General features: G+C 68.9%; 6 protein-coding genes. 5 read left to right on the top strand and 1 reads right to left on the bottom strand.

What is annotated here, in order from left to right:
* Positions 1-223 precede the first annotated feature (223 nt).
* The 4 genes from VFZ20_RS11800 to VFZ20_RS11785 all read left to right on the top strand — a co-directional run bounded on the left by VFZ20_RS11800 (position 224) and on the right by VFZ20_RS11785 (position 3,276).
* Positions 224-592: a hypothetical protein gene (locus VFZ20_RS11800; RefSeq protein WP_329684079.1), complete on the top strand. Its 369-nt coding sequence runs from the start codon at positions 224-226 to the stop codon at positions 590-592.
* Complete coding sequence (locus VFZ20_RS11795; protein WP_329684078.1) at positions 480-1,409, top strand: IS630 family transposase; 930 nt, start codon at positions 480-482, stop codon at positions 1,407-1,409. The genes VFZ20_RS11800 and VFZ20_RS11795 overlap by 113 nt, the downstream gene beginning before the upstream one ends.
* Before the next feature lie 233 nt (positions 1,410-1,642).
* Entirely contained in the window at positions 1,643-2,620 is a 978-nt protein-coding gene (locus tag VFZ20_RS11790) for an alkaline phosphatase family protein (protein ID WP_329684077.1), read from the top strand.
* Positions 2,620-3,276 (top strand): HAD-IA family hydrolase, encoded by a 657-nt coding sequence (locus tag VFZ20_RS11785; protein ID WP_329684076.1) that lies wholly within the window; start codon positions 2,620-2,622, stop codon positions 3,274-3,276. Before VFZ20_RS11790 ends, VFZ20_RS11785 begins: the two co-directional genes overlap by 1 nt.
* 62 nt (positions 3,277-3,338) lie before the next feature.
* Here VFZ20_RS11785 and infA read toward each other — a convergent pair whose 3' ends face one another.
* Positions 3,339-3,533 (bottom strand): translation initiation factor IF-1, encoded by a 195-nt coding sequence (gene infA / locus VFZ20_RS11780; RefSeq protein WP_329684080.1) that lies wholly within the window; start codon positions 3,531-3,533, stop codon positions 3,339-3,341.
* Positions 3,534-3,802: 269 nt separating this feature from the next.
* Here infA and VFZ20_RS11775 point away from each other — a divergent pair, with 269 nt between their 5' ends.
* Positions 3,803-4,957 carry a saccharopine dehydrogenase family protein gene (locus VFZ20_RS11775; protein ID WP_329684075.1) on the top strand — a complete coding sequence of 385 codons (1,155 nt, stop codon included), beginning with the start codon at positions 3,803-3,805 and terminating at the stop codon, positions 4,955-4,957.
* Positions 4,958-5,144: the final 187 nt, after the last annotated feature.

Genomic DNA, 5,144 nt, shown 5'->3' with positions numbered 1-5,144 from the left:
GCGGAGATTGAGAATCGGATGGGACGTGGGATCGAGGAGGATCGATGGACGGATCACGCCGGCAGCAATCCGCCCCTCCCCCGGCCCCTCCCGCGCGTTCCTGGCGCCGTCTCCGAGCCGGAGCGAATGAATTCGCCGCTGGAAAGGCACAAGTCCGCCTGCGCGGACTGCCCCAGCACAAGCGACGCTCTGTGCATCGGGGCGGGATTCGACGGCTCGGAGGATGCCTGAAGTGCACAGAGAGGGAGTGCGGCAGGAGCTGTCGGCGCAGGCCGACATCACGTTTTCAGAGCCGCGAATGATGGCAACCCGCCATGGAGAAGAGACGATGCCTCAGCCACGTACGCTCGTACTCGACGCGGAGCAGCGGACTTCGCTCGACAAGGTTCTCCGTCACGATCACCGACCGTACCTGCGTGAGCAGGCCGCCGCGCTGCTGAAGATCTCCGACGGCATGAACCCGAGCTCGGTGGCGATGGGTGGCCTGCTTCGCAGACGAAAGCCGGACACGGTCCGCGGCTGGCTCGACTACTACCTGCAACACGGACACCTGCACGTACGCCCCGCGACGCGGGGCTTTTCCCCCCAGTGATCCTGCCGCTGCCGCCGTCCAGGAGCGTCTGCACCAGCTTCCGGAGGCGAGCGCGCCGGAGGACGAAGAGCCGTTGCCGCCGCGCTGGACGCTCGCCCTGATGCGCCGGCTCTGCCCGGAGCTGGCGGATCTGAGGACGGACTCCGGCGTGCTGCGGCGCCTGGAAGCCTGGGCAATCTCGTACAAGGCGGGGCGGGTGCACATCATCAGCCCGGACTTGGCCTACGAGGAGAAGTGCGCGGCCATCGAAGCCGCACTTGGGCGCGCGCGAGCCGAAAAGAACGTGCGCCTTCTCTATGTCGACGAGGTCACCTACTACCGCAGACCCGTCCTGGGACGGAACTGGGGGCTGCGACGCACCGGCGGCCGAATGCAGCCCAAGGTGCCCCAAGCGCCCGGCCCCAACACGAAGCGACGGATCATCGGCGCCCTGGATGCCGTCGACGGCCGGACGTGCACGATGAGCCGGAGCTCGCTGGGCTCACGTCCGATCCGCACGTTCCTGCGCCAGGTGCGGAAGACGTACGGGCCCGGCATCGAGCTCATCCTCGTGTGGGACAACTGGCCTCCGCACCACTCGGAAGAAGTGCTGAAGACGGCCGCCGAGCTGAAGATCCAGCTCCTGTACACGCCCACGTACGCGCCCTGGACCAACCCCATCGAGAAGCTCTGGAACTGGCTGAAGAACGAGGTGCTGCGTCTTCATCGGCTGTCGGATCGGTGGAGCGAGCTGCGCAATCGCGTTGACCGGTTCTTGAGCAAGCTGCATGAGCCCAGCCCAGCCTTGCTGCGCCGCGTCGGCCTTGCCACTCGATAGCCCGTTTAGGTTCGCAATCAGCATCATTCGCCGTGGCTGGGGCGCCGTTGCCCCCTCGTGATCTCGCCTCACCACCCGCCCCCCGCCCGCGCGATGACCTCTACCTCTCACCGTGATCTCTCCCCCTGTCTCTCCTCACCCCATCTCCGCCCCTCGCCCTGCAGGCCGCTCCGGGCTTACATTCCGCCGCGCATCCGCATCCACCATCGCCCGCGACGCCGAGCCAGAACGCCGTGATCCCACGCCCCCGCCGCGCCCTGCTGGTGTTCCTCGACGGGGTGGGGATCGGGTCGGGCGACGCGTCGTTCAACCCGTTCGCCGTCGCGCACCTGCCGCGGCTGGAGGCGCTGCTGGGCGGCCGCCGCCCCGTCGCCGAGCACCTGGACGCGGACGGGCGCATCCGCACCGAGCGCGCCGTCCTGGTCGCATCCGACGCGACGCTGGGGATGGAGGGGCTGCCGCAGAGCGGGACCGGGCAGACGTCGCTGCTCACGGGCCGCAACGCGGCCAAGGAGTACGGGCGGCACTTCGGACCGTGGGTGCCCACGCCCGTCCGCCCCATGCTTGCCGCGGAGAACCTGCTGAGCCGGGCAAAGGCCGCGGGGCTCACGGCCGTGTTCGCCAACGCGTACCCGCTGGCCGGCGCCGATCCGCGCATCTTTCGCCGGCCGGCCGCGCCCATGCTGGCCGCGCAGGCCGCCGGCGCGCTCACCCGCGGCGCGGCCGAGCTGGCGGAGAGGCAGGCCGTGGCGTCGTCCATCACCAACGAGCGGTGGCGCGAGCGGCTGGGCGACGACATGCCCCAGGTCACGCCCGAGGAGGCCGCGCGCACGCTGGCCCGCATCACCGCCGGGGCGGACGTGACGCTGTTCGCACACTACGACACGGACTACACGGGCCACCGCGGCGAGATGGCCGGCGCCGTGGCCGCGCTGGAAAAGGTGGATGCGTTCCTGGGCGCCCTGGTGGACGCGTTGCCGGCGGACGCGCTGCTCGTCGTCTCCAGCGACCACGGCAACCTGGAAGACACGCGCGGCGGGCACACGCGCAACCCCGTCCCCGTGCTGGCCGCGGGGCCAGGCCACTCGCCGTTCGGCGCCGCGCGGTCCATCATGGACGTGGCGGTCGGCATTTCGTACATGGTGGGATTCGATCCGGACCTGGAAGAGCCGGATGCGGATCGATCGGACATCGAAGGAGAAGAAGGCTGATGCAGAAGGGATCCATCCGCGCCGTGCTGTACGACTTCGACGGCACGCTGGCGGACAGCACCGAGCTCATCATGCGGTGCTACCGGCACACCATGGCCGCGCACCTGGGCCACGTTCCGCCGGACGAGGAGTGGCTGAGCGGGTTCGGGATGACGCTGGAGACGCAGCTGCGTCGCTTTGCCCGCGACGCGGCCGAGGCGGAGCGGATGCTGGACACCTACCGCGACTACCAGAACAGCATCCACGACGAGCTGCTGCGCCCCTTTCCGGGCGCCGTGGAAACGGTGGCGGAGCTGGACCGGCGCGGCTACCGGCTGGCCATCGTCACCAGCAAGCACCGGCGGTCGGCCATGCGGGGGATGGAGCTGTGCGGGCTGGTGAGCCACTTCGACGTCATCGTGACGCCCGAGGACGTGCGGGAGCCCAAGCCCCACCCGGAGCCCGTGCTGTTCGCGCTCGAGAAGCTGGGGATGACGCCGGGGGAGGCCCTCTTCATCGGCGACTCGCCGCACGACGTGGCATCCGGCAAGGCGGCGGGAACGCGGACGGCGGGCGCGCTGTGGGGCCCGTTTCCGCGCGAGGCGCTGGAAACGGCAGGTCCCGACGCGCTGCTCAACGCGCAGCACGACGTGCTCCGGCTTCTGGACGGAGCGTAGGTCTTTTCGGATGATCGGACCGCCGGCCGGGAAGGCGTGGCCGGCGGATGGGTGCGCGGGGCCTACTTGAAGCGGTAGGTGATCCGCCCGCGGCGCAGGTCGTACGGCGAAAGCTCCACCGTCACGCGGTCGCCGTCCAGGATGCGGATGTAGTTCTTGCGCATGCGGCCCGAGATGTAGCAAAGCAGCTCGTGGCCGTTCTCCAGTTTGACGCGGAAGTTGGTATCCGGCAGCACTTCCGTCACGATGCCGGGCATCTCGATGACGTCCTTCGCCACGCGGTCCTCGCTCCTGGGGGAGGGGTTCGTAAAGGGACGTTTTACTGCGGATGGGGAGAGCAGGCTAGCAATATAGGCCGTCCTTCGCATTAGGAAAGCCCCGCGCGGCGGCCTCCATCCGCCCCCCGCCGGGGACGCGCTTTGCCATCCATCCCCCCGTCCGCTAAGTTGGGCGCCCTCTGATCCGGCCCTCGCGCCCGTGCGCGTGGGATTCTTGCCTTTTCAACGATCCACGGAGCGGCACTCCCATGCGGATGCTGGTGCTGGGGGCGGGGCTGCAGGGTTCCGCCTGCGCTTACGACCTGCTTGCCTATACGGACCACGACGTGGTCCTGGCGGACATCAACGTCGACAACCTTCCGGCGTTTCTGCAGCCCTACCTGGGCAACCGGCTCACGGCCGTAAAGGTCGACGCCAACGACCGCGCCGGCGTTCGCCAGGTGATGAACGGCGTGTCGGCCACCATGAGCGCCTTTCCCTACTACTTCAACCTGGGGATGACGGTCGCCGCCATCGAGGCGGGCTCGCACTTCTGCGACCTGGGCGGCAACACGCAGATCGTGCAGGACCAGAAGGCCCTGGCGTCGCGCGCCATGGAGAAGGGCGTGAGCGTGGTCCCCGACTGCGGCCTGGCCCCTGGCATGGTGAACATCCTGGCGGAGCACGGCATCGCGCAGCTGGACGAGGTGCACTCCGTGCGCATCAAGGTGGGCGGCCTGCCGCAGAAGCCGGAGCCGCCGCTCAACTACCAGGTGGTGTACAGCCTGGAGGGCGCGCTGGACTACTACACCACGCTCAGCTGGGTGCTGCGCGACGGCAAGCAGACGCAGGTCAAGGCGCTGTCGGAGATCGAGCACATCGACTTTCCCGGCGTGGGCACGCTGGAGGCGTTCCACACCGCGGGCGGCCTGTCGACCATGGCCCAGCGGTACGAGGGCAAGGTCCCCACGATGGAGTACAAGACCCTGCGCTTTCCCGGTCACGCCGACATGATGGCCGTCATGCGCGACATCGGCCTGATGGGGATGGAGCCGGTGGACGTGAAGGGCACCAAGGTCGTGCCGCGCGACGTCTTCATCTCTATCGTCGGGCCCAGGCTCAAGAAGGACTACAAGGAGAGCCCGGACCAGGTGGCGCTGCGCGTGGAGGCCGAGGGCATCGACAAGGGCGAGCGCGTGCTGTACCGCTTCGACCTCCTCGACAAGTACGACGAGGAGACGGGCATCACGGCCATGATGCGCACGACGGGCTTCTCGCTGGCCATCACGGGCGCCATGCAGGCCGCGGGCAAGGTCAAGCCCGGCGTGTGGACGCCGGACGAGGCCATGCCGGCCAACGCCTACATCGCCGCCCTCGCCGAGCGCGGCGTGGTGATCCAGGAGAGCCGCATCGTTCAGCGGTGAACTGCAGTGCGTGAGTGCGTGAGTGCGTGAGTGCGTGAGTGCGGAAGTGGTTCGGCGGGCGGGACGGGACGGTGTGGGTGGGACGGGGATTGCGACGGAGCGGGTGAACCCGCCGCTGGGACAGCCATAAGCCCCGTCTCAACTCGCTGACGCTCGCCGAACGAGGTTTCAACCGATCGGACGCGGC

Origin of the sequence: Longimicrobium sp. (genome assembly GCF_036280135.1) — a bacterium.
Taxonomy (GTDB): domain Bacteria; phylum Gemmatimonadota; class Gemmatimonadetes; order Longimicrobiales; family Longimicrobiaceae; genus Longimicrobium.
Note: the sequence above shows the minus strand (reverse complement) of the source record. Positions and strands in the feature narration are given on the sequence as shown.

What these genes read in the sequence shown, in the direction of transcription:
- infA (WP_329684080.1), bottom strand. Translation starts at nt 3,533, where the DNA reads ATGCCCGGCATCGTGACGGAAGTGCTGCCGGATACCAACTTCCGCGTC.
- VFZ20_RS11775 (WP_329684075.1), top strand. Translation starts at nt 3,803, where the DNA reads ATGCGGATGCTGGTGCTGGGGGCGGGGCTGCAGGGTTCCGCCTGCGCT.
- VFZ20_RS11800 (WP_329684079.1), top strand. Translation starts at nt 224, where the DNA reads ATGCCTGAAGTGCACAGAGAGGGAGTGCGGCAGGAGCTGTCGGCGCAG.
- VFZ20_RS11785 (WP_329684076.1), top strand. Translation starts at nt 2,620, where the DNA reads ATGCAGAAGGGATCCATCCGCGCCGTGCTGTACGACTTCGACGGCACG.